25 protein-coding genes are annotated in these 17,366 nt (G+C 40.0%); 1 reads left to right on the forward strand and 24 read right to left on the reverse strand.

Annotation, left to right across the window (positions count from 1 at the left end):
• Positions 1-105 precede the first annotated feature (105 nt).
• The gene (locus QZ576_RS09230; protein ID WP_297096345.1) at positions 106-960 is read left to right on the forward strand and encodes an RteC domain-containing protein; all 855 of its coding nucleotides are present in this window, start codon (positions 106-108) and stop codon (positions 958-960) included.
• A gap of 23 nt (positions 961-983) precedes the next feature.
• Here the strand turns inward: QZ576_RS09230 and QZ576_RS09235 are convergent, their stop codons facing one another.
• The 24 genes from QZ576_RS09235 to QZ576_RS09350 form a co-directional block, all read right to left on the reverse strand.
• Positions 984-1,271 carry a helix-turn-helix domain-containing protein gene (locus tag QZ576_RS09235; RefSeq protein ID WP_297096347.1) on the reverse strand — a complete coding sequence of 96 codons (288 nt, stop codon included), beginning with the start codon at positions 1,269-1,271 and terminating at the stop codon, positions 984-986.
• Positions 1,272-1,290: 19 nt separating this feature from the next.
• Entirely contained in the window at positions 1,291-1,632 is a 342-nt protein-coding gene (locus QZ576_RS09240; protein WP_297096349.1) for a helix-turn-helix domain-containing protein, read from the reverse strand.
• Between the two features lie 571 nt (positions 1,633-2,203).
• Positions 2,204-2,995 (reverse strand): DNA adenine methylase, encoded by a 792-nt coding sequence (locus QZ576_RS09245; protein WP_297096351.1) that lies wholly within the window; start codon positions 2,993-2,995, stop codon positions 2,204-2,206.
• Positions 2,996-3,035: 40 nt separating this feature from the next.
• Positions 3,036-3,392, reverse strand: a complete 357-nt coding sequence (locus tag QZ576_RS09250) for a hypothetical protein (RefSeq protein WP_297096352.1) — start codon at positions 3,390-3,392, stop codon at positions 3,036-3,038.
• Positions 3,393-3,397: 5 nt separating this feature from the next.
• Complete coding sequence (locus QZ576_RS09255; RefSeq protein WP_297096354.1) at positions 3,398-3,916, reverse strand: hypothetical protein; 519 nt, start codon at positions 3,914-3,916, stop codon at positions 3,398-3,400.
• Between the two features lies 1 nt (position 3,917).
• Entirely contained in the window at positions 3,918-4,739 is an 822-nt protein-coding gene (locus tag QZ576_RS09260) for a hypothetical protein (RefSeq protein ID WP_297096357.1), read from the reverse strand.
• A complete protein-coding gene (locus QZ576_RS09265) occupies positions 4,739-5,863 on the reverse strand; it encodes a hypothetical protein (protein ID WP_297096359.1) in 1,125 nt (374 codons plus the stop codon). The genes QZ576_RS09260 and QZ576_RS09265 overlap by 1 nt, the downstream gene beginning before the upstream one ends.
• Complete coding sequence (locus tag QZ576_RS09270) at positions 5,860-6,354, reverse strand: hypothetical protein (RefSeq protein WP_297096361.1); 495 nt, start codon at positions 6,352-6,354, stop codon at positions 5,860-5,862. Before QZ576_RS09270 ends, QZ576_RS09265 begins: the two co-directional genes overlap by 4 nt.
• Positions 6,351-7,145, reverse strand: a complete 795-nt coding sequence (locus QZ576_RS09275) for a hypothetical protein (protein WP_297096363.1) — start codon at positions 7,143-7,145, stop codon at positions 6,351-6,353. Before QZ576_RS09275 ends, QZ576_RS09270 begins: the two co-directional genes overlap by 4 nt.
• Positions 7,145-7,378, reverse strand: coding sequence for a hypothetical protein (locus QZ576_RS09280; protein ID WP_297096365.1), 234 nt, complete (start codon positions 7,376-7,378; stop codon positions 7,145-7,147). Before QZ576_RS09280 ends, QZ576_RS09275 begins: the two co-directional genes overlap by 1 nt.
• A gap of 3 nt (positions 7,379-7,381) precedes the next feature.
• Positions 7,382-7,702, reverse strand: coding sequence for a hypothetical protein (locus tag QZ576_RS09285; protein WP_297096366.1), 321 nt, complete (start codon positions 7,700-7,702; stop codon positions 7,382-7,384).
• Between the two features lies 1 nt (position 7,703).
• Positions 7,704-7,934, reverse strand: coding sequence for a hypothetical protein (locus QZ576_RS09290; RefSeq protein ID WP_297096368.1), 231 nt, complete (start codon positions 7,932-7,934; stop codon positions 7,704-7,706).
• A gap of 1 nt (position 7,935) precedes the next feature.
• Positions 7,936-8,532, reverse strand: coding sequence for a hypothetical protein (locus QZ576_RS09295; protein ID WP_297096370.1), 597 nt, complete (start codon positions 8,530-8,532; stop codon positions 7,936-7,938).
• Positions 8,529-9,500, reverse strand: a complete 972-nt coding sequence (locus tag QZ576_RS09300) for a hypothetical protein (protein WP_297096372.1) — start codon at positions 9,498-9,500, stop codon at positions 8,529-8,531. Before QZ576_RS09300 ends, QZ576_RS09295 begins: the two co-directional genes overlap by 4 nt.
• The gene (locus tag QZ576_RS09305; RefSeq protein ID WP_297096374.1) at positions 9,500-10,084 is read right to left on the reverse strand and encodes a DUF6046 domain-containing protein; all 585 of its coding nucleotides are present in this window, start codon (positions 10,082-10,084) and stop codon (positions 9,500-9,502) included. The genes QZ576_RS09300 and QZ576_RS09305 overlap by 1 nt, the downstream gene beginning before the upstream one ends.
• A complete protein-coding gene (locus QZ576_RS09310; RefSeq protein WP_297096376.1) occupies positions 10,084-12,837 on the reverse strand; it encodes a phage tail tape measure protein in 2,754 nt (917 codons plus the stop codon). Before QZ576_RS09310 ends, QZ576_RS09305 begins: the two co-directional genes overlap by 1 nt.
• A gap of 188 nt (positions 12,838-13,025) precedes the next feature.
• Complete coding sequence (locus tag QZ576_RS09315) at positions 13,026-13,439, reverse strand: hypothetical protein (RefSeq protein WP_297096378.1); 414 nt, start codon at positions 13,437-13,439, stop codon at positions 13,026-13,028.
• Positions 13,440-13,590: 151 nt separating this feature from the next.
• Positions 13,591-14,004 carry a hypothetical protein gene (locus QZ576_RS09320; protein WP_297096380.1) on the reverse strand — a complete coding sequence of 138 codons (414 nt, stop codon included), beginning with the start codon at positions 14,002-14,004 and terminating at the stop codon, positions 13,591-13,593.
• A 10-nt stretch (positions 14,005-14,014) separates the two neighbouring features.
• Positions 14,015-15,205 carry a DUF2586 family protein gene (locus QZ576_RS09325; RefSeq protein WP_297096381.1) on the reverse strand — a complete coding sequence of 397 codons (1,191 nt, stop codon included), beginning with the start codon at positions 15,203-15,205 and terminating at the stop codon, positions 14,015-14,017.
• Positions 15,202-15,609 (reverse strand): hypothetical protein, encoded by a 408-nt coding sequence (locus QZ576_RS09330; RefSeq protein ID WP_297096383.1) that lies wholly within the window; start codon positions 15,607-15,609, stop codon positions 15,202-15,204. The genes QZ576_RS09325 and QZ576_RS09330 overlap by 4 nt, the downstream gene beginning before the upstream one ends.
• A gap of 18 nt (positions 15,610-15,627) precedes the next feature.
• Positions 15,628-16,230 carry a glycosyl hydrolase 108 family protein gene (locus QZ576_RS09335; protein ID WP_297096385.1) on the reverse strand — a complete coding sequence of 201 codons (603 nt, stop codon included), beginning with the start codon at positions 16,228-16,230 and terminating at the stop codon, positions 15,628-15,630.
• Positions 16,230-16,601, reverse strand: coding sequence for a hypothetical protein (locus tag QZ576_RS09340; RefSeq protein WP_297096387.1), 372 nt, complete (start codon positions 16,599-16,601; stop codon positions 16,230-16,232). Before QZ576_RS09340 ends, QZ576_RS09335 begins: the two co-directional genes overlap by 1 nt.
• Positions 16,602-16,609: 8 nt before the next feature.
• A complete protein-coding gene (locus tag QZ576_RS09345) occupies positions 16,610-16,852 on the reverse strand; it encodes a hypothetical protein (RefSeq protein ID WP_297096389.1) in 243 nt (80 codons plus the stop codon).
• Positions 16,853-16,941: 89 nt separating this feature from the next.
• Complete coding sequence (locus tag QZ576_RS09350; RefSeq protein ID WP_297096391.1) at positions 16,942-17,334, reverse strand: hypothetical protein; 393 nt, start codon at positions 17,332-17,334, stop codon at positions 16,942-16,944.
• Between the last annotated feature and the right edge of the window lie 32 nt (positions 17,335-17,366).

Consider the following 17,366-nt stretch of genomic DNA (forward strand, 5'->3'; position numbering starts at 1 on the left):
GTTGTGTCATTATTTTTGTGAATATGCACATGGATGTCAATTGATTGATTAGTAGAATGGTATGGAATTTGTTTTTCTAACCATGTCAAACACAAATCTTTAAACATGATAAAAAATAAGAGCACACGATTACTTCTCGAATTGAATAACGAGTTAACATTACTGAAAATTCGTGAACTGGACACCATCAAACAAGCCTCAATGGCAATCGGAGTTTGCCGGGATACCCTTTCTGTCGTAAAAGAGTTGGTTATCAGTAACAGTTTTGAAAATGAGCTGGAGGAACTGTACTTTTTCAAAAAGATTAAGCCGGAGTTTTTTAGTAAGCTGATTTACTATACCGAGATTTTGCGTATTGAAACACATCGTCCACATTCGAACCGGAAATTTCAGATTAAGTACCTTAAAGGCGAGTTCAGCAAAAGTCAGGAATACATGAAATCGAACTATGAGTTTTGCCAATATTATAAGGGTGGGCAAACACATCTCGATGAAAAGTATTTTAAAAGAAACGGGCATGGGGCACCTTCTGCTAACGGTAATTACAGTCATTTTGTTAATCCTGAATTTAGTACATCGCATGATGAAGTTGTTGCTTACATCATTGCCCATGAGGGATTGGAAAGGTATCTTGACTGTGAAATAATAAAGCTAAGAAAGAATAAACAACCGGTATTGGCGAAAGATTTGAAAGGAAAGTCCGTCATTAAATGGACTGCTCCCAAAGTTGCACTTATCGAACTCATTTATGCATTACATAGCCACAATTGCTTCAATAACGGGAACATTGATGTGATAGAAATAATAAGATTCTTTGAGCAGATTTTAGACATCGAACTGAATAAATCATACCGGACTTTTATCGATATTAAGGAACGACAAAATGAAAAAACGAAATTCCTACTAGAGTTACAAAAAGCATTAAGAAAAAGACTTGACGATCTGGATAAGTTGAATTGAGTTTTTGTTACTGGATTTTCATACTAAAGATTTTTATAGCCTTTGTGAATAAAATTCGTCACGTCGGATTCGAGATAATAGACTTTTCTTCCGATTAATCGATAGGGTAATTTCCCGGAAGTACGAAAACGTTGCAAAGTTCGTGTACTTACTTTTAATAAAAGGCAGAGGTCTTGGTTGTCCAGTAAAATTTCATCATCGATTTTAGGAGTTATCGAGTTATCCTGACGGTCAATTTTGCGGTTAAGTTTTTCAATTTGACTTGTTAACTTATTCATCCAGGAATCAAAATATTTTTGGTCGATATACATGCCTTAAGGTTTTAGGGGATTATTGACCAAATGAAATGCCTTGCGTAATATATCTTTTTCGCAGGTCGTCCAGTGTTTTCTGATCGGTTGGGATTATCCTTTCCTGAAGTGAATTTTCGATATCGGAAAGTTTATACAAACATTTGCCTCTTAATATGGTGTAGCTAATCAAATTCTCTTTACGGAGGCGCTGAAGCGTCCGGGTGCTTATTTTTAATAAATCAGCTACCTCATTACTGTTAAGCCAAACTTCAGGGATAGATTCTGAAGTAGAACTCTTGCTGGTAACATACTGGGCGATACTATCAATTCTTTTAATCAGTTCCTGATATGCCTTGCTTTCAATCGTTATTACTTCCATGAGCATTAATGTTTGAAACAAAGGTTAAAAGTTTCAAGCATTCTCTTTCCCAACCTTTTCCCAAGTTGGTAGAAAATTATTTAATAGCAGCTGTTAAAATGAAGTATAAGGGCTCTAAATCAGCTTCATGAATGAGTTTGTTTTTTGTTGTTGGTAAAGTTTCTCGAACCCGGTAAAATAATGACATAAAAGTATAATTAGTTGATAGATTGACATGTTGGCATATACGAAAAGAAATCATGAAGTAAAATTGTACGAATACAAATTCTATATAAACTAGAAGAACTTGATTGCGGTCGAAATCAGCAAAAGGAATAGAATGAAAGTTATCCAAACTAGTATGTCTAAAAATGTATTAATCGGCCAAAATCAAATTGTACAAATTTTGGAAACGAATTGTGCAAATTTAATTAATTTTGTCGCGCCACACTATTTATCAAACAAATGCCAAGAAGTGCAAGACACTGGACGGGGTCTCCCGTTGGGAGTTTTCTTCTTGGCATTGTCATCAAGATAAGGTGTGGCGCCTAAAACCCCGTCCTTTTTTAAACTGTCTTCAAATACCAATTAATCAGTAATTACATACCATTAACTCAACCTGCTTACGTCTGTTGGTTTTCGATGCAGATATCGTTCTCTCAACCTCGTGCTTTACCCAGCCATACTTTTGCATATACTCATCAAGCATTGGGTGCGGGAACATAGTTAACATGAATTTACCTTTTAAGGTCGTTAATAGCTCTAACAGGTTCTGAAAGTCCATAAGATTATAAATGCCTGAATAATGCCCACAATCAGTCCCTATATACGGTGGATCAATAAAATGAAATGCTTTTTCATTGTCACGCGAACGAATGATCCTGAGCGCATCGGTTTGCTCAATTTGCGTTCGTTCAAGACGTTTCGACAAAGCTTCTGTAAATTGATCTTTAGCGTTTGTAATTTTCTTTGAAGTTGTATTTCGGCTTTTATCATAACCAAACGTGCCGTCCAGTTTTGCTGCGAAGCTCATTTTACTGAGCACCCACAAAGCCCATGCACGATTTACCGGATCAAAGAACTCGCCAAACTCATAAACAAGCTGAGCAAACTCATGTGTTCTCCTCGAATGCAGGGTTTCATCAATCTTCTGTTTTAACTCCGGGTAATTCGACTTCAACACCCGATAAAAGTTCACCAACGCGCCGTTTACATCATTTATAACCTCTACTTCGGAGGGCTCTTTGGCAAAGTACAAAGCTCCACCACCAACATAAGCTTCAGTATAAGTAACGTGTTCTGGTACTAACGGCCTAATATGCCGCAAAAGGGTTTGCTTCCCACCATAATAACTGATGGGCGTTTTTAAAGTTGCCACACTCATAAAAAAGAAATTAAATAATTTAAAAGAAAAAAGTTGATCGTTATGGATCAACTTCTATTGAATTTATACTGTGGTTTTCATCCAGTGCATTAAGTAGCTTATCGAGCAACCTACCGAATAAAAACAATGTTCCAAGCTTTTTATTTTTTCCTAATACCGAAGAAATGGTTTCATCGATATTACCAAACTTATAACCCCACCGTCTTATCATTATCACATTAAACAGGGGGGCACAAACCACGTTTCCCATCTGGTCAATACTCAATGCAATATTCCTGAAATACCGCCCGTAACGTTTAAAGCCGCCAGTCCAAAGGGAAAGCAGGGCAATAACAAAACCAAATGTGCCAAAAATGGCAAACAAAAAAACTGCAACTATAAATAAGATGAAATTCATGTTTTTTATATTAAAAATGGTTCGAACAAATTCAGAACATAATTAACATCCTCCTCTTGTACCCTGAATTTTACAAGTCTGGAAGGGTCATTCTCTGTTGCAATGTAGTTCATTGCTTCAATCTTAAATTGTCTGGCTATGGCTACTTTTTGATCATATAAGGTTACGCTTTCCGGATCGTTGGGATCAATGGCTAAGCCTGCCTGAGTAATTACTGTTGCAACACGGTTGAACTTGTCGATGAAATATTTGCGCTTGTTTGCTCTTACCTCATCAATATTCAACACAATAGCTTCAACCGAGTAAGTGCAAATCTTTTTCTCATGATCGATATAAGGTTTACCTAGTGTTTCTACTGCCGGGTCTACGATCTCTGGCTTAACAACGTCAAAAAAACCCTCAGCTTCATGTATTTCTTTGGGTAACTTATTAAAGCCTCCTGCAATATTTAGGGTTTCACTTCTGTACCTGCTTGGTAATTTTTTATAAAATTTTACTTGTCCGTTTTCTTCTTTTGCTTTCATATTATGCTGTATATTCGTCATTATAACCAATGTAAGAGATACTCAATGTATAGTCACCGTCGTAACCAATCATTAATTTTAGGTTGCCGTCTACTGTGAAAACTTCTGGAATTGAATCCCACTCCATAAGGGAAATTCCTGTGATTGGTAAGTTGTCGGCAATCCACTTCGAGCGTTGTTCATCCCAAACAAAGCCACTAAGATGATCGTTGTCGTGAATTGTTATCATGTAAGCATTATTATTAGCGAAGAATACGCACGAAGCGATTCTATAAGAAATGTCATAATCGCCTAATAATCCGTTAACAATAGTCGAGTATGATACCCATACAGAACCATCCCACTCATACCCTTGGAATCCAATATCTGAAGAACCAAGCAACAAGAACCTCCTTGAATCCATTTCAAAGCAAGTAACATCTAAGTAACCAGCAGTGACCGAAATACCGCTAATTATAGAGCTATCAGTAACCCAGTTTGTTTCTGACCATCTAAAACCATTTATTTGAGCAGAACCCTCACCCGAAATCAGATAAGTATTACCATTCAGTTCGAACACGTCAGGTTTTGAGTTATTGCCAAGGTCGGGAAGTCCTGATACTATACCACTATGGGATTGCCATGCGGAACCATCCCATTTGTAGCCGTCAAAAGTTCCTAAGTTTCGCCCGGCAATCATGTATAATTCTGCACCCAAGTAAAACACAGTAGGGTGCGGCTTCTTGTAAGTGCCCAAATACGGAAGCCCATCTATTAGCGAAGAATCTTCATTCCATCCTGAGAATATTTTTTTACCTCCTACTCCTAATAACCGATTATTCATTACACCACCTCCTGACTTATTGTACACCAACCAGATTCTGAACCGGCTTGATCATTGGTTATTTTTACTTGCAATAAGTTCGGGACAGTACCATCATACTCTCCGGAGATAATCTTCAACCAAGTTGGTAGTCCTAGAGTATAGTCACCGGTCACCTCAATGTCTTTTACGGCTCCAATGTAAATATTGGAAAAACTTAAGGTTGTATTTGTTAAAAGTGTAATTGGGAAAACTTGCGCCACACTGAAATCAATATCACTTCCTGCCGGAGCGATTCTTGACTTATACCTGTTCGCCAACTTATCAGTGCTAACCGAGTTGTCTATTGGTGTACGGGCATTACTCAAACGGGGGTCATCGGCAGCACACTTTCCGGCCAAAGCGTTGGTCATTGTGGTTGCAAAGTTCGGATCATCACCCAAAGCTGCTGCCAGTTCATTTAGTGTGTCTAAAGTAGCCGGACTACTATCAACCAAAGCAGCTAATGCTGCTGCAACAAATGCTGTTGTTGCCAATTGAGTTGTATTAGTCCCCTGTGCTGCTGTTGGGGCTGTCGGTACTCCGGTAAACGTAGGGCTATCAGCTAACAACATTGCAGCAGCTATCTTTGCCAAAGTATTATATTGCTCTGCTACTCCATCACGCAAAGTAGCAATAGCCGCTGAAGCCTGCCCCGCATAACTTGCTTTCTCGGCATCGGTAACAAATTGCCTTGTAGAGGTTTGAATAGCATCAGCAAACCGTGCCGATGTTCCATCCTGTTTCAGCTGAAAATAACCACCACCATCAGCATTGTTTGTTGCCACTTGCCAAGTTTCGGTTACCGGTTTCGCTTCGAGGTCTAAGTACTCCCTGTTTTCAATCACCTTTTCGGGATGAAAATAAACAGGCCATGCTACTCCCTGAGCACCTGCAAACCGACAAAGGTGAAAACCATTGCCATCAATCAGGCCTACAATTCCGGCTCCAATATCACTGCCGTTAACCTCGCATCCGGTTAATATAAATTGTTGTTCATAATCCCCGAAGAAACCTTCAAGAACCGCTAATATTTCATCCTGTATATTAATCCAGTCATCGCCAAACCATTTCCTTACACCTGGACTCTGTACTTGTCTTTTCATGCTGTTTGTAATATTTGATAACGTTTACCTGCTATTTTATAACTGTTTACCCACATCTCAACCTCGTAAATATTCACCTGCTGTGGGATGTACACATAAAAGTCTATGTTCGTGTTTTCAACCACTTCGCCTTCCAACGCTACTGCTGCTGCATAAGAGTTATCTTCAACAATCAATGAAACCGATACCTTATAAGCATCTCCCTCACCGGCCTCATTACTTAACTGTACCCATATACCTTGATCGTTGTAACTTTTTACCAATATGCTATTATCAGCATCAGCAACTTTCGAGTTCAACAACGATTGAAGCGATAAAACCTGACCCGTTATATTTGCCCGGTAGTAAACATCGCGCCTCCACTCAATAAAAGAATCAAACAACTCCTGCAATGCTATAAACGGCCAGTAAAAGAGCTTTAACCGGTTAACTTGCCTTTTGTGATAGGGCAATGTCCGGGTTAGATGTTTACTGAAATCTATATCAATCATAACCGGGCATTTTGCATTGTTATAACTGCGGCTTCATCAAAATTATAGTACCCGGCTTTCACAAGGTAACTAACATCAATTGCCTCTGTATCTACTCCCTGAGTTCCTGTCAGTGCATTTACCTTAACCGTTTTCACTCCCGGCACACTGGTTATTGCTTTTACAAAATCACTCGGATAGAAATAACCTTCATAATCCAACTCCAACCTGAAAGCATCAAGATTAGCAATTACAGCCTGTTCAACTGCTTCAGGCAAGTATGCCGGATCATAATATACAGTGATATCGTAGTTAATGATATCCGCATCAAGGGTAGTTATTGAGATACTTGTCCCCGCAAATTTTACATTCTCAATGTATCGCTGAAAGTGGAGAAACTCACCGTTGGTTAAGCTTAACGGAACCAGATCACCATTGTCATCATACTTCGCAACTTTCAATAAAAGCTCCCCGTCCTGTTCTGTGGCCGATGCATGCTTAACAATCTGCTTTTCTTCATCAATAACAGCGTAGCTTAAAATACCTTTGCTGTTCACCACCAGCGAGTCATTTAACTGAAATTCTTTTGCCTTGTCGATGTACCATATCAGAGAACCAGCCTGTTTATTTGATAGCAAATTCTCAACGTCAGATTTTAGGAGGTCTAAAACCAACTCAAACAAATAAACACCATAGGCAAACACCCACAACCACAAACGCCATTCAGCCGATTGACTGTCGGATAATTCCGGTATCTGTTCATTTTTCTTCGCTACAAGCCCGTCGTATATTTCCTGTGTAGTTCGTGCCATTATTCGCTAATTATTGTTTTACCGTCTAATTCTTTCAATACATTCTTGTTGCTCTCTTCCTCATCATAATAAATCACACTTCCCGGAGTTAGCGAATCGGTAATGTTCCAAGCCGGATCACGTCCGGTTAATTGCGGATTCAGTGTAAGCAAGCGTTCAACTGCCTCAACCGTGCCATACAGCTGTATAGCAAGGTCTGTTATTGTTTGATTGTCTTTAACCGTATAAGTCATTGTTTAAACCTTTGCAAAATTGGGTACCACAGGGTACACGTCGTAATAAGCATCAACCTCTAAACCTCCAGAAGCATCCAGTTTTACACTATTAACTGTTTGCCCGTCCTGAATGAACTTTTTACGAACCATTCTCAGCATGTCAGCCGGGTTTTCATCATTCAAAAAATCATGAATACCAACTCCGGCCAGTGGAGCAAACTTTAATTCACCAATTCCGGTAATAATCAAATCGCGCTGGTGTGCTACGGTGCTCTCAACGTATCCGATATCTCCTTTTGATAAGTCAATGTCTCCCTCAGTATTTTGTCTAAAATCAATCATATTAGCTTATCGTTGCTGTTACCGGTGCTGTTTGGGTTTGTGTAGTTGCACTTCCAACTGTAACAACACCGGCAACGGTTATTGTCTGACTTTTAATAGCGTTTATTACCGCATCTGCTAGCTTGTCTGCTACATTATCCAAAGCATCATCACGCTTATCATCTGCCTGATCCATTACCTGTGTAAACGCCGTTTTTATATCACCTTTTATTACTGCCTTAACTAGTGCCATCTTAGCCCTCCAAAAAATTATTTAATCGGTTATTAATTGCCTGAAAAGCAGCCGTGTTTATTGGTACACCTGAAGGACCGACTCCGGTAGGAACCGTTAACTGCGTAATGGCAGTAATTAAGTCCTGAAGAATTTTTTTTAAGCCCTCGCCACTTCTAACCATCGTAAATCCCCCGGCTGTTTGTTTTAACATGCTCTGGTCTGCGTTTATAGTTAATTCCTCTTCGGTTACCAAAACACTTAGCTTTTCTCCTTTTTTTAGCTCAATCATATCGGCATCAACGGTCAGTTCAAGGTTGCCAGTTGTCAAAATAATTTTGTCAACTTCCGAAAATAATGCTACAAAAAGCTGTTCACTATTTGCTATCCTTCCTACCTGAACCAAGCTTTCTTGTTTCGGAATAAAACAAAAGCCTTGTTTTTCAGAATCGATAACAGAGCGCAAACGAACATCGGTATATTCCAACTCATCATCAAAAATTACAGTACAGGTAAATTCCTCTTCATTCACCTCTTTTACAGTTGCCTGAAAAACCTGATCTTCGCCGGTAAACATTTCCTGTAACTTCTTTCTTATGGACTCTGTGCGTTCACTCATAATTTTATCCCTAACTCAACTTTGCGCCTTCCGCCTCCGGTTCCAAAATGCACTTCAGTACTCTCTATGTAATAACTACCCCCATACACTTTGTAGAGAGGATCTTCTACCTCTGCAATCATTCCCGGTTCAGCAAATGGAATAAGAAAGGTTTCAATCTTTCCACGGTAGCCGTCAAAGCTATATCGTTGCAGTTCCTGTTCAGCAAGTGTTTTCAATTGGGCTTTGTCAGTTACATTGTAAAACCATAGCGTTTTAACCTCTCCACCTTCCGATCCTACCGTGGCTTCCAGTTTTGCCCCGTCACGGTCGTAAGTTTTTGCCTCAACTTTTAGTTTATAATCCTCAGCACGGTAATACTTCAAATCATCATCCTTTAACACATTCCACCGAAGTTTATATTTTGCTGCTGCACCTTGTACCTCGTATGCCTTACCGGCAAAACACTGCCCATCTATGCTGAAGAAAACTGTTAATCCATAGTCACTTTTCAATTTCTCCAAAACCCAGGCACCGGTTTTGTTATTTATAACTGTATTCTTTAATCCGAGGTCAATTGTTGCAGGGTGAACACTCGCTCCCGAACCGGATAAAACATCGTTTAATAACTGTTTAACTGTTGCTTCCGGGTAGCTTTTCTTGATAGTTGTGTAACGAAGCTTCCAATACCAGTCTTCGCATTCTATTTCAAGTGGCACGGTATAATTCAACCGTTTAACAAAACCTTTAAACTCCTCTTTAAGTTTTCCATCATAACCCAACTTAATGCTTACAGCATCACCTACATTTATTTGCTGGGCAGTTTCAACTTTTGTTGGCTCCTTACCCTCCTGCCTTAGCACAGCTGTAACCGGCACCTTAATAACAGCAGTTGCATTACTGGCATGGGTACTGCGTTTGATAACAACATCTGTAACCGATTTAAATGTGGCTGATCCTATGGTGATATGACAGGTTAATACAAACATTATAGTTCCAATTCAAAATTTTGATCACTAACTAAAGTCATTACAATAGCCTGAGAATCTTCCTCACCTTCCATTGCCGGGAAATCAATATGTTTAATCACCACCCGATCTTCATCTTTTAAGAAGTAGTCGGTTATGGCACACTCCATTTTTACGTTTTCGTTTATTTCCCATAACTTCACAGCATCCATAACTTCCTGCTCAGGGTAATCATCGCCCGATAGCAGTGCAACAAGCTTTATCTCATAGTCCTGAATATTAATTAGCTCCTTAACAGTTCCCTGACGGCCTACCAGTGGCGTTTCAACAATCGATTTTTTACCTGCAACCGATACAACCGCATTGTTAAATTCCCATTTGGTTCCATCATGATTAATAACAACCGGCATGAAATAGTAAATACCACCTTGATACTTACGAAGTGGGGCACCGTTAACCGATTGTGTTTCTTTTTCGGCAAATTCACCTTTATCAAAAGACTTAGCCTTCGGGCGGTTAATCATTTCAACCGGGATAAATGGCGGAGCTACGTAACCTGTTGCGGTTGCATATGCAGTTGTCGCTATTTTAAAGAGATTTGCCATTAAACATTAAATATTTCTGCAAGTGCTTTTTCAACTTCAATTCTTACCTGTTCAGCTGCCTCTTGGGGCGCATCACCGCCGGTTACATGTATTTCAATCTTATCAGTAAACCGGTCAATATGTATAGTTTGATTATGTTGATTGTCTGTTTTATTTACCTCTGAATTTCGTTGTTGAATATTATTTCCGGAATTTTCAATATTTGTACTTTCATTGTACAAATCAGCGGTTGAAAAAATGGTCTTAAAAAGTTTGTTTTCTTCAGTACTTACAGTTGAATTTACATTATTGAATTGCTGGCTATTGTCAAGCAATCGATTATCAAAGGCATTGTAAACATTTCCTTCGGTTAACGAATTAGCTACTGGCGCAATAGTTGTTTCAGTAGTTATAACCTTTTTGTTATCTATTGGAACCAATTTCTGAACATTTGCATTGGCTGCTCCAATCGACATCGCAAGTGGCACCGCAGCAACCGCCGCCATCTTTTTCAAGCTACTGCTAATATCATCAACCCGCATTGCAATTGTTTTTACCGGCTTATCTGTTGTATTTTGTTGTTTTGCAGCTTCCGGGGCATCTACACCAAGCTTAGCAGTAATTGCGGCATAGGTGTTTGTTTTGCCGTAGTTCTGAGGAATACCAAGACTAAGCTTATCATCTGAATTTTTGCCAAATCCTTTGTTTTTGTTGAGTTTCTTCATTAACTCCTCAATATCGACGTTATTTTCAGATTGATTGGTTGGAGTAACCTTGTCGATCAACGAACTTGTTTTATTTCCTTTTACCCACTTTCCTGTTTTTTCGTCTTTCACGTAACCGGCATCTAATTTATCGTTAGCGAAACTTTCAACGCCTTTTTGATAACCCGACCGGAATTTTTCTCCAAGCTGTTTCCCATTCGACATTGCATTTTTATAAGCATCAACACCAACTAAGTCTGCAAGTGCTTTTTTGCCGTCACTCATTGCTCCTTTCCAGTCTTTGTTAAATAGTTTCTTAACAGCAGATGCAATGCCGGTCAACCCGCTCAGAATCCCTTTAATCCGATCAATAACAAATTCTTTTAGCATCGAGCCAAAGTCTCTTATTACCTCCCAGATACCAGTTATAGCACCTCTGAATTTCTCCGAGTGTTTCCACGCTGCAATAAAAGCAGCTACCAAAGCCATAATACCAATTACAATCCATGTAACCGGATTAGCCAATAATGCGGCATTTAGCCCCCACATTGCCCCTGTTGCAACTCCTGTTACAGCTGCCCATACACCTTTAGCGGCAGTAACAATACCCATCCAAATTGCATTGCGCTTTAGCCATATATTATGAACGATCAAAGCGGTTGTCAAACCTCCAATCAAAACGGTTAATCCAACAATCCAAGGATTCCCCTGTTGAAGCATATTCATCCACCAACTCCAACCTGCACCAACTCCATCAATAACAGAAGATATGCCTTCCAGTAAGCTACCAAGAACATCAAGCACCGGGTTTAAAACCGTAAGAACTACGTTCCCGAGCGATAATCCAATTCCCTGAATCTTCGCCCAGCCTTCCCGTAGTTTATTCCCGGTGTTGTCGGTATTGTCTAAAGCCGCCTGTAGCTCACCACTTGCATTTGAGGTTGCATCAACAGCAGCCTTTAATTTGTTGGTCTCGTTTGTTAAAATAGAGAATGCAGCTTTAGCCTGTTGGTCTCTCAATCCAATACTTTCCAAAAAGTCTGATCGTTGCTGATCGGTCATTGCGCTGGTGATCCGGCTCAGGTCAGTGAATATTTCTACCATGCTCCTGAGTTTTCCGTTTTCATCGTAAACCATTACACCGGCCTTTTTCAATCCATCGGTAATATCACTTTTACCAAGTGCATTGTAAGCGTTTTGGATTAACATTGCACTGGTTGCCGCATCTTGACCTTTACCAGTCATGTAGGCAAACAACCCGGCTGTTTCTTTCCACACAGCACCAATATTGTTACCGGCTGCAAATAACGTTGGCAGATAACGGGCAAAATCTGCAAACTCACCGGCTCCAACTCTTTTTGCCCCAAATAAAACATCAAGTACTTCCTGAGCGTTGGTTTTTTCCTTTCCAATTGCAGAAAGCGATTGAGCAGTAGCCCCTGAAACAAGATTAACTTCAGTAAATCCGGCTTTTGCTCCTTTCAACGCTTTTGATAAAATATCGGTACTCAAGGCAACATCACCGGTTTGTGACAATATCTTTTCATAAGCATCTGGCACACCGCGTAAATCCTTACCCGCATCAAGAGCCAGGCGTTTAATTTTTTTGCTTAATGTGTCAAGTTGCTGTTGTGGAAGCTGAGCCGTAGCATTTATTTTTGCCATGCCTTCTTCCCAGCTAACACCTAATTTTCCAACAGCCGCCACGCCTGCACCGGCCATTACAATAGGGTTCGTTAGTAATCCGGCTCCGGGTATTTGGTTAACAGCATCTTTTGCCCATTTGCCAAATTTCCCTCCGGTGGTATTTTCAAGATTATTGATTGTGGTGGTTAAGCCCTTAATCTCTTTGTTGTATTGGCGTATTTTGGTCAGGTTGCTCGGGTCAATCAAATCCCTTTCTTCCTGAAGTATGTCAACCTTTTGTTTCAGGGTATAGATAGAGCCTCCAAAATCCTTTGTATTTCGGTTTAATTGGCTAACCTTCTCCTGCAAACCTGTTAACTTTTGCATGGTTTCAAACGAACTTCCGGTAAGCTTATTCAGCGTACCGGAAGCTCTGTCCTTCATTAGTAAAGTATATTCGTAAATACCGGGCATCTACTTTTCAGGATTTGTTTTCTTAAAAAACCATTCAACATCTTTTGCCATCATACACCACTCTTCATCCGACAAATCATCCGGCTCTACATGGCAATAATGCCGGATCAACATATTATTCTGACGAATAAAATCTTTATCAGGCCTGTCGGTAGCCTCTAGCAGTTTTTTATGCGCGCACTTCTGATCTTGATTAAATCACCAAGAACCGCGTTGGCTGCTAAAAACAGGTCATCATCTGTCTTAATGCGTTCGTCACCACCCAACCAGCAGTTTTGCAAAATCAGTTCACCGAATTTGATCGGGTCTTTTCCACCAACCGACGTAGCCATCGATATAATTTTACGACTCGGATTTCTAAGATAAGCAACAACACTTTCGGTTGTAATACCGCGCTTGTCTGCAACCAGATCCTCTGCATGATCGCGGGCATCCTCCTCATTGTCGAACTCCTCGCCATCAGCCGTTTTAAATTTCGTGTCAATTTCAAGCTTGTTTACCTTTCCGTACAAGCCTTCCCATTTTTTAATGTCTTCTGGAGTTGGGTTTGTAATATTTTCTTTTTTATTCATCTCTTTTTATTGATTTGATTGTTATTCAACACTTGTTTATCGGGGATTAAACGGGTCGGTTTGTCGCCCCTGCCATCCGTCAAACGATGGATAACAGGGGGTTCAAACAAACCAATAAAACTTCAAAAATTTATGACAAATAGATTATTAACTAGGCCGGTGTAATTCGCAAGGCCAAAAATGGAAGCTCGTACTCTCCATTACCATCGCCTTGTTTCAAAGCCTCTTCGCTTTCTTTAAATTCGGCAAACTTGGCAACATCTGTTACAAGGCTTCCATCTTCAGCTACATAGCTAAAAACAATATCAAAACCTTTTAACGATAAAATATCACCGTCCGGAGAAGCATTTTTAAGTGCTTCCAGTTCGCTTTTTAGAATCGTAATCGAGCCTTCGTAACTTTTGTTGCCACGTTTGTAACCAATAGGCTCGTTTCCACGGCCATAACGTAACTCTTTACTTTGGCTCTTTTTATAACTAAAGGCGGTTATGCCTTCAATAACCTTTCCCAGTAATACTACCTGGGCATCACTCCATGCAAATTCTTCGCTGTTAATTACGTTCATGCTTCTTTATTTATAATGCAGGGTTAGAAAATCCAAGGTTCACCTGAATGGTTTTTGTATAACCAACAGGTACAATTTCAAGGGCAACAACCAATTTTTCAGTGCTTAAAATGTTTTGTTTCGGATCAACAAAAGCTGTAACAGAACTAATCTCGCTATTAGCAGTCATTCCGTTATTTATGGCATTCAGAATTTTGCCTTCAAAGTATTTCACAACACCCGGCTGAAGTTTGCCGTCATCATCAACTTCCACTTCGTCCATTATTTCGGTAACGTAAGTGCTGTAAGCAATAAGTACAGCTTTATCAATAACCCGGCGGTTAACTATTGTGCTAAAATCATCATCAGCCGATGAACAAGTGTGATCAACTCCCCAATAAACGCCTGAGCGTTGCGGGTAAGGAGTCATAACCACCCAACCCTTAGCATCCAGTACTTCAGCCAGAGCACGGGTTACTTTAGTCCCGTCTGTAAAGTACGCGTTTGCAATTGGGATAGCTCCGGTTTTTACACGTCCGGGTTTACGCTGAACAGGATCAGCAGCCAAACGGCCAAGCAACAAACCTACACCAGCAGAGCCGGTTTCAACATCCCCGGCAATTACTCCAACCACACGGTTGAATCCTAATCCTGTAAGGTCTTCAAGCGTTCCCGAGTCTCCCTGATAATCGCGCCCGTCAACAATACCAATAAAAGGCTCCATGTCACCTGCTTTAGCAACTGCAAGAGCATTAAGTTTACCCAGAGCAGCAACAACATCATCATCGATGCCTGCCGCATATGAAGGAACATAAGCAGCATCAGTAATACGCGAAACAGCTAACAACCGAATGCGGCCATCAGCAGCCTCAAGCATTGTATTTGCATAAGCATTGCCGCTGGCAATGTCGCAAATATCCTCAAGCGTTTCTGTTTTGGCAATTACCATTACCCAAATTTCAGCACCGTCACCAGCTACTGTAAAAAAGTCTGCAACCTGCTTAAATGCGTTGGTTGCATTATCAATATCGTACTGGGCATCAAGCCCGGCATCTTTTACTTCTCCAATCGAGAAAAATTGTTTGGCTTCGCCAATTTTAAAATTCTCGGCATCGGGTGCAGTATCGCCCGAAACAATAATTCCGGCTACACCATCGGCAAGCTCAGCTCCTCCGCCAAGGTTCCCGTTTTTAACACTAATAACTACCTCTGGTAAACTCATTTCGATTTATTTTTTGAATTTGTTTTGATAACTGAATTAATCCCGTAATAGCCGAAATAGAACAGTAATATCCCGGACACAAGTGGGAAGATTGACTTAGACAAGTCAAAAAGAAAACCGGCATAAGTTTCATCAAAGAAATAAACAGCACCGGCACATAACAGTAGAAACAGGAAGATAGACGAAAACATGATAGCAAGAATGCGCCTTGTAACACTTCTGGCACTATTCTCATCACTGTTCAGCTTGTACCATTCTATCCATTGATCCCATGCCTGTTTCGCAGCATCCGACTTTTCTTCATTGGTAAAGAAAAGTTTATCAACCCCACTCGAAATAGTGTCGAATGTTCTTTGCGGGTCTAATTTATTAGCTGAATTAAATAATCCTTTTAACAGTTTCATTGAATCGTTTTTTATCGTTTAAACTCTGTTTAACCAACCATAAAAGAATACTTCCTGACGGGGATTGTTTTCACAAATCTCAACGTAACGTTGCATCTGAAAAAAGCTAATGGATTTGATTAAAGTATGAATGTTTCTGGCTGTTGAACGACTACTAAACATTGCAGTTAACATGTAGGCATTAAATGCCTTTATGGTTTGTGCTCCAACCATGCCATCTTCTTTAATGTCGCTGTAGTGCTTTTGATTATTGTTAAGAAAATTTAATGAACGCTGAAAGTAGTATGCAGCTGTTTTCACTCCTTGATTTACTGCTGTGTCAAAAAGTTCATCGGCAAGTTCTTGCCCATTTATTGAATCAAGCTGGAGCTTGTCCCAAAATTTTTGTTTGTAAAAAAACCTTACCAAAGTATTCAGGTAAGTATTGGCTTCAAGCGTCTTGTTTAAATCACTCACATTAACCTGTTCTTTCACTTCATCAATCACACTCCAACCCTTCCAGTCAGAATGAAACTTTCGTGCAATACCCTTGTATGTTTCACCGCCCCTGTCAGAAGGATCATTACTGTACACTCCTTCGTGAGCCATTGTTTTGCCATATGAAATATGAAAACTGGCCATTATTCAGGATTTGTATTTGTTGCTTTATAATTTAACAAGGCGGCTAAATAAGCCTCTCTTGCTCTTCCTTCGTGTGGAAGCTCCAGAATACGAACCAAGTCCTGAAGCTGATAATAGTCACTATCATCATTCAGCTCCATCGACAGAACTTTTGCCTTTGCTTCTTCGGGCGAAAGATCATCTAAATCCAACTGATCTTTTTCATAGGCATCCTGTATGGTTTTTTTTAGTTTGGAAACAACCAAACCTTTCACCTGGGCGGCATATTTCTTTGCCGCTTTTTCGTCAACAAAAACCACCGTACCTACAAGATAAATCTCTGTAAGTGATGGGCGGTTTTCAAAATATCTTAATAATTGTTCATTGGTCATTTGACGCGTTATTTAAAAAGTGAAAAGAAAAGAGCGACTAACCCCGAACTTATAGCCCCCGATATGCCTCCCCATATAAGGCCGCTAATTTTCTGTTTAGTCTCAACAATTGCTAACCTTTCGCGCAATACAATTTGCTCTTTATTGTTAGCCTCAACAGTAGAAGACAAGCTCCGTAAATCACGATACATCACAATAAGAAGCTCTTTTTGCGTAAGCTTTTGTAAGTCTATTTTTTCCTGATCGCTCATAGTTGGAGTAAAAAAAATCCGGGAGAGGAAAGGGAGGAACTCCCGGATTTAGAAATTCAAAATTTATGGTCGATAAAAAATAAGGGCATCTAATATTCTGCTGATTCGTGTATCAGCACATACCTGTTTCCGATATACACAAAGCCCCACGTTCGCGACTTATTCGCGGCCACCGTAGAAGATGCTGCCTCCAAACCTATATCAAAGGTTACCGTTCGTTGGGTTCCATCGGCTGTTACTTCAAACCAGAGCAAACTGGCCGGACTCGAACTCACAGTATCAACCTGAAGCACAATATTTGTATCTACATCCATTGTGAAAACGGAGGCAGAGTAAACCGGAATAACCGAAACTGTATCGCTTACAGGTGTAATTTCATACAACCCTTTCGATCCGAACGGTTTTGTTTCTTTTAAGGCTTGCGCCTGTGTTACTGTAACCATGCTAAGCAAGGCCACAAAAAGTAAGATCATTTGTTTCATTTAAAACTCGATTAAACGTTAATAAATCACTG

It is taken from the genome of uncultured Draconibacterium sp. (assembly GCF_913060805.1).
Classification (GTDB): domain Bacteria; phylum Bacteroidota; class Bacteroidia; order Bacteroidales; family Prolixibacteraceae; genus Draconibacterium.

What these genes read in the sequence shown, in the direction of transcription:
- QZ576_RS09285 (WP_297096366.1), bottom strand. Translation starts at nt 7,702, where the DNA reads ATGATTGATTTTAGACAAAATACTGAGGGAGACATTGACTTATCAAAA.
- QZ576_RS09235 (WP_297096347.1), bottom strand. Translation starts at nt 1,271, where the DNA reads ATGTATATCGACCAAAAATATTTTGATTCCTGGATGAATAAGTTAACA.
- QZ576_RS09325 (WP_297096381.1), bottom strand. Translation starts at nt 15,205, where the DNA reads ATGAGTTTACCAGAGGTAGTTATTAGTGTTAAAAACGGGAACCTTGGC.
- QZ576_RS09255 (WP_297096354.1), bottom strand. Translation starts at nt 3,916, where the DNA reads ATGAAAGCAAAAGAAGAAAACGGACAAGTAAAATTTTATAAAAAATTA.
- QZ576_RS09315 (WP_297096378.1), bottom strand. Translation starts at nt 13,439, where the DNA reads ATGAATAAAAAAGAAAATATTACAAACCCAACTCCAGAAGACATTAAA.
- QZ576_RS09340 (WP_297096387.1), bottom strand. Translation starts at nt 16,601, where the DNA reads ATGACCAATGAACAATTATTAAGATATTTTGAAAACCGCCCATCACTT.
- QZ576_RS09350 (WP_297096391.1), bottom strand. Translation starts at nt 17,334, where the DNA reads ATGAAACAAATGATCTTACTTTTTGTGGCCTTGCTTAGCATGGTTACA.
- QZ576_RS09300 (WP_297096372.1), bottom strand. Translation starts at nt 9,500, where the DNA reads ATGTTTGTATTAACCTGTCATATCACCATAGGATCAGCCACATTTAAA.
- QZ576_RS09280 (WP_297096365.1), bottom strand. Translation starts at nt 7,378, where the DNA reads ATGACTTATACGGTTAAAGACAATCAAACAATAACAGACCTTGCTATA.
- QZ576_RS09310 (WP_297096376.1), bottom strand. Translation starts at nt 12,837, where the DNA reads ATGAAGGACAGAGCTTCCGGTACGCTGAATAAGCTTACCGGAAGTTCG.
- QZ576_RS09335 (WP_297096385.1), bottom strand. Translation starts at nt 16,230, where the DNA reads ATGGCCAGTTTTCATATTTCATATGGCAAAACAATGGCTCACGAAGGA.
- QZ576_RS09270 (WP_297096361.1), bottom strand. Translation starts at nt 6,354, where the DNA reads ATGATTGATATAGATTTCAGTAAACATCTAACCCGGACATTGCCCTAT.
- QZ576_RS09245 (WP_297096351.1), bottom strand. Translation starts at nt 2,995, where the DNA reads ATGAGTGTGGCAACTTTAAAAACGCCCATCAGTTATTATGGTGGGAAG.
- QZ576_RS09295 (WP_297096370.1), bottom strand. Translation starts at nt 8,532, where the DNA reads ATGAGTGAACGCACAGAGTCCATAAGAAAGAAGTTACAGGAAATGTTT.
- QZ576_RS09250 (WP_297096352.1), bottom strand. Translation starts at nt 3,392, where the DNA reads ATGAATTTCATCTTATTTATAGTTGCAGTTTTTTTGTTTGCCATTTTT.
- QZ576_RS09290 (WP_297096368.1), bottom strand. Translation starts at nt 7,934, where the DNA reads ATGGCACTAGTTAAGGCAGTAATAAAAGGTGATATAAAAACGGCGTTT.
- QZ576_RS09330 (WP_297096383.1), bottom strand. Translation starts at nt 15,609, where the DNA reads ATGAAACTGTTAAAAGGATTATTTAATTCAGCTAATAAATTAGACCCG.
- QZ576_RS09305 (WP_297096374.1), bottom strand. Translation starts at nt 10,084, where the DNA reads ATGGCAAATCTCTTTAAAATAGCGACAACTGCATATGCAACCGCAACA.
- QZ576_RS09230 (WP_297096345.1), top strand. Translation starts at nt 106, where the DNA reads ATGATAAAAAATAAGAGCACACGATTACTTCTCGAATTGAATAACGAG.
- QZ576_RS09265 (WP_297096359.1), bottom strand. Translation starts at nt 5,863, where the DNA reads ATGAAAAGACAAGTACAGAGTCCAGGTGTAAGGAAATGGTTTGGCGAT.
- QZ576_RS09345 (WP_297096389.1), bottom strand. Translation starts at nt 16,852, where the DNA reads ATGAGCGATCAGGAAAAAATAGACTTACAAAAGCTTACGCAAAAAGAG.
- QZ576_RS09275 (WP_297096363.1), bottom strand. Translation starts at nt 7,145, where the DNA reads ATGGCACGAACTACACAGGAAATATACGACGGGCTTGTAGCGAAGAAA.
- QZ576_RS09260 (WP_297096357.1), bottom strand. Translation starts at nt 4,739, where the DNA reads ATGAATAATCGGTTATTAGGAGTAGGAGGTAAAAAAATATTCTCAGGA.
- QZ576_RS09320 (WP_297096380.1), bottom strand. Translation starts at nt 14,004, where the DNA reads ATGAACGTAATTAACAGCGAAGAATTTGCATGGAGTGATGCCCAGGTA.
- QZ576_RS09240 (WP_297096349.1), bottom strand. Translation starts at nt 1,632, where the DNA reads ATGGAAGTAATAACGATTGAAAGCAAGGCATATCAGGAACTGATTAAA.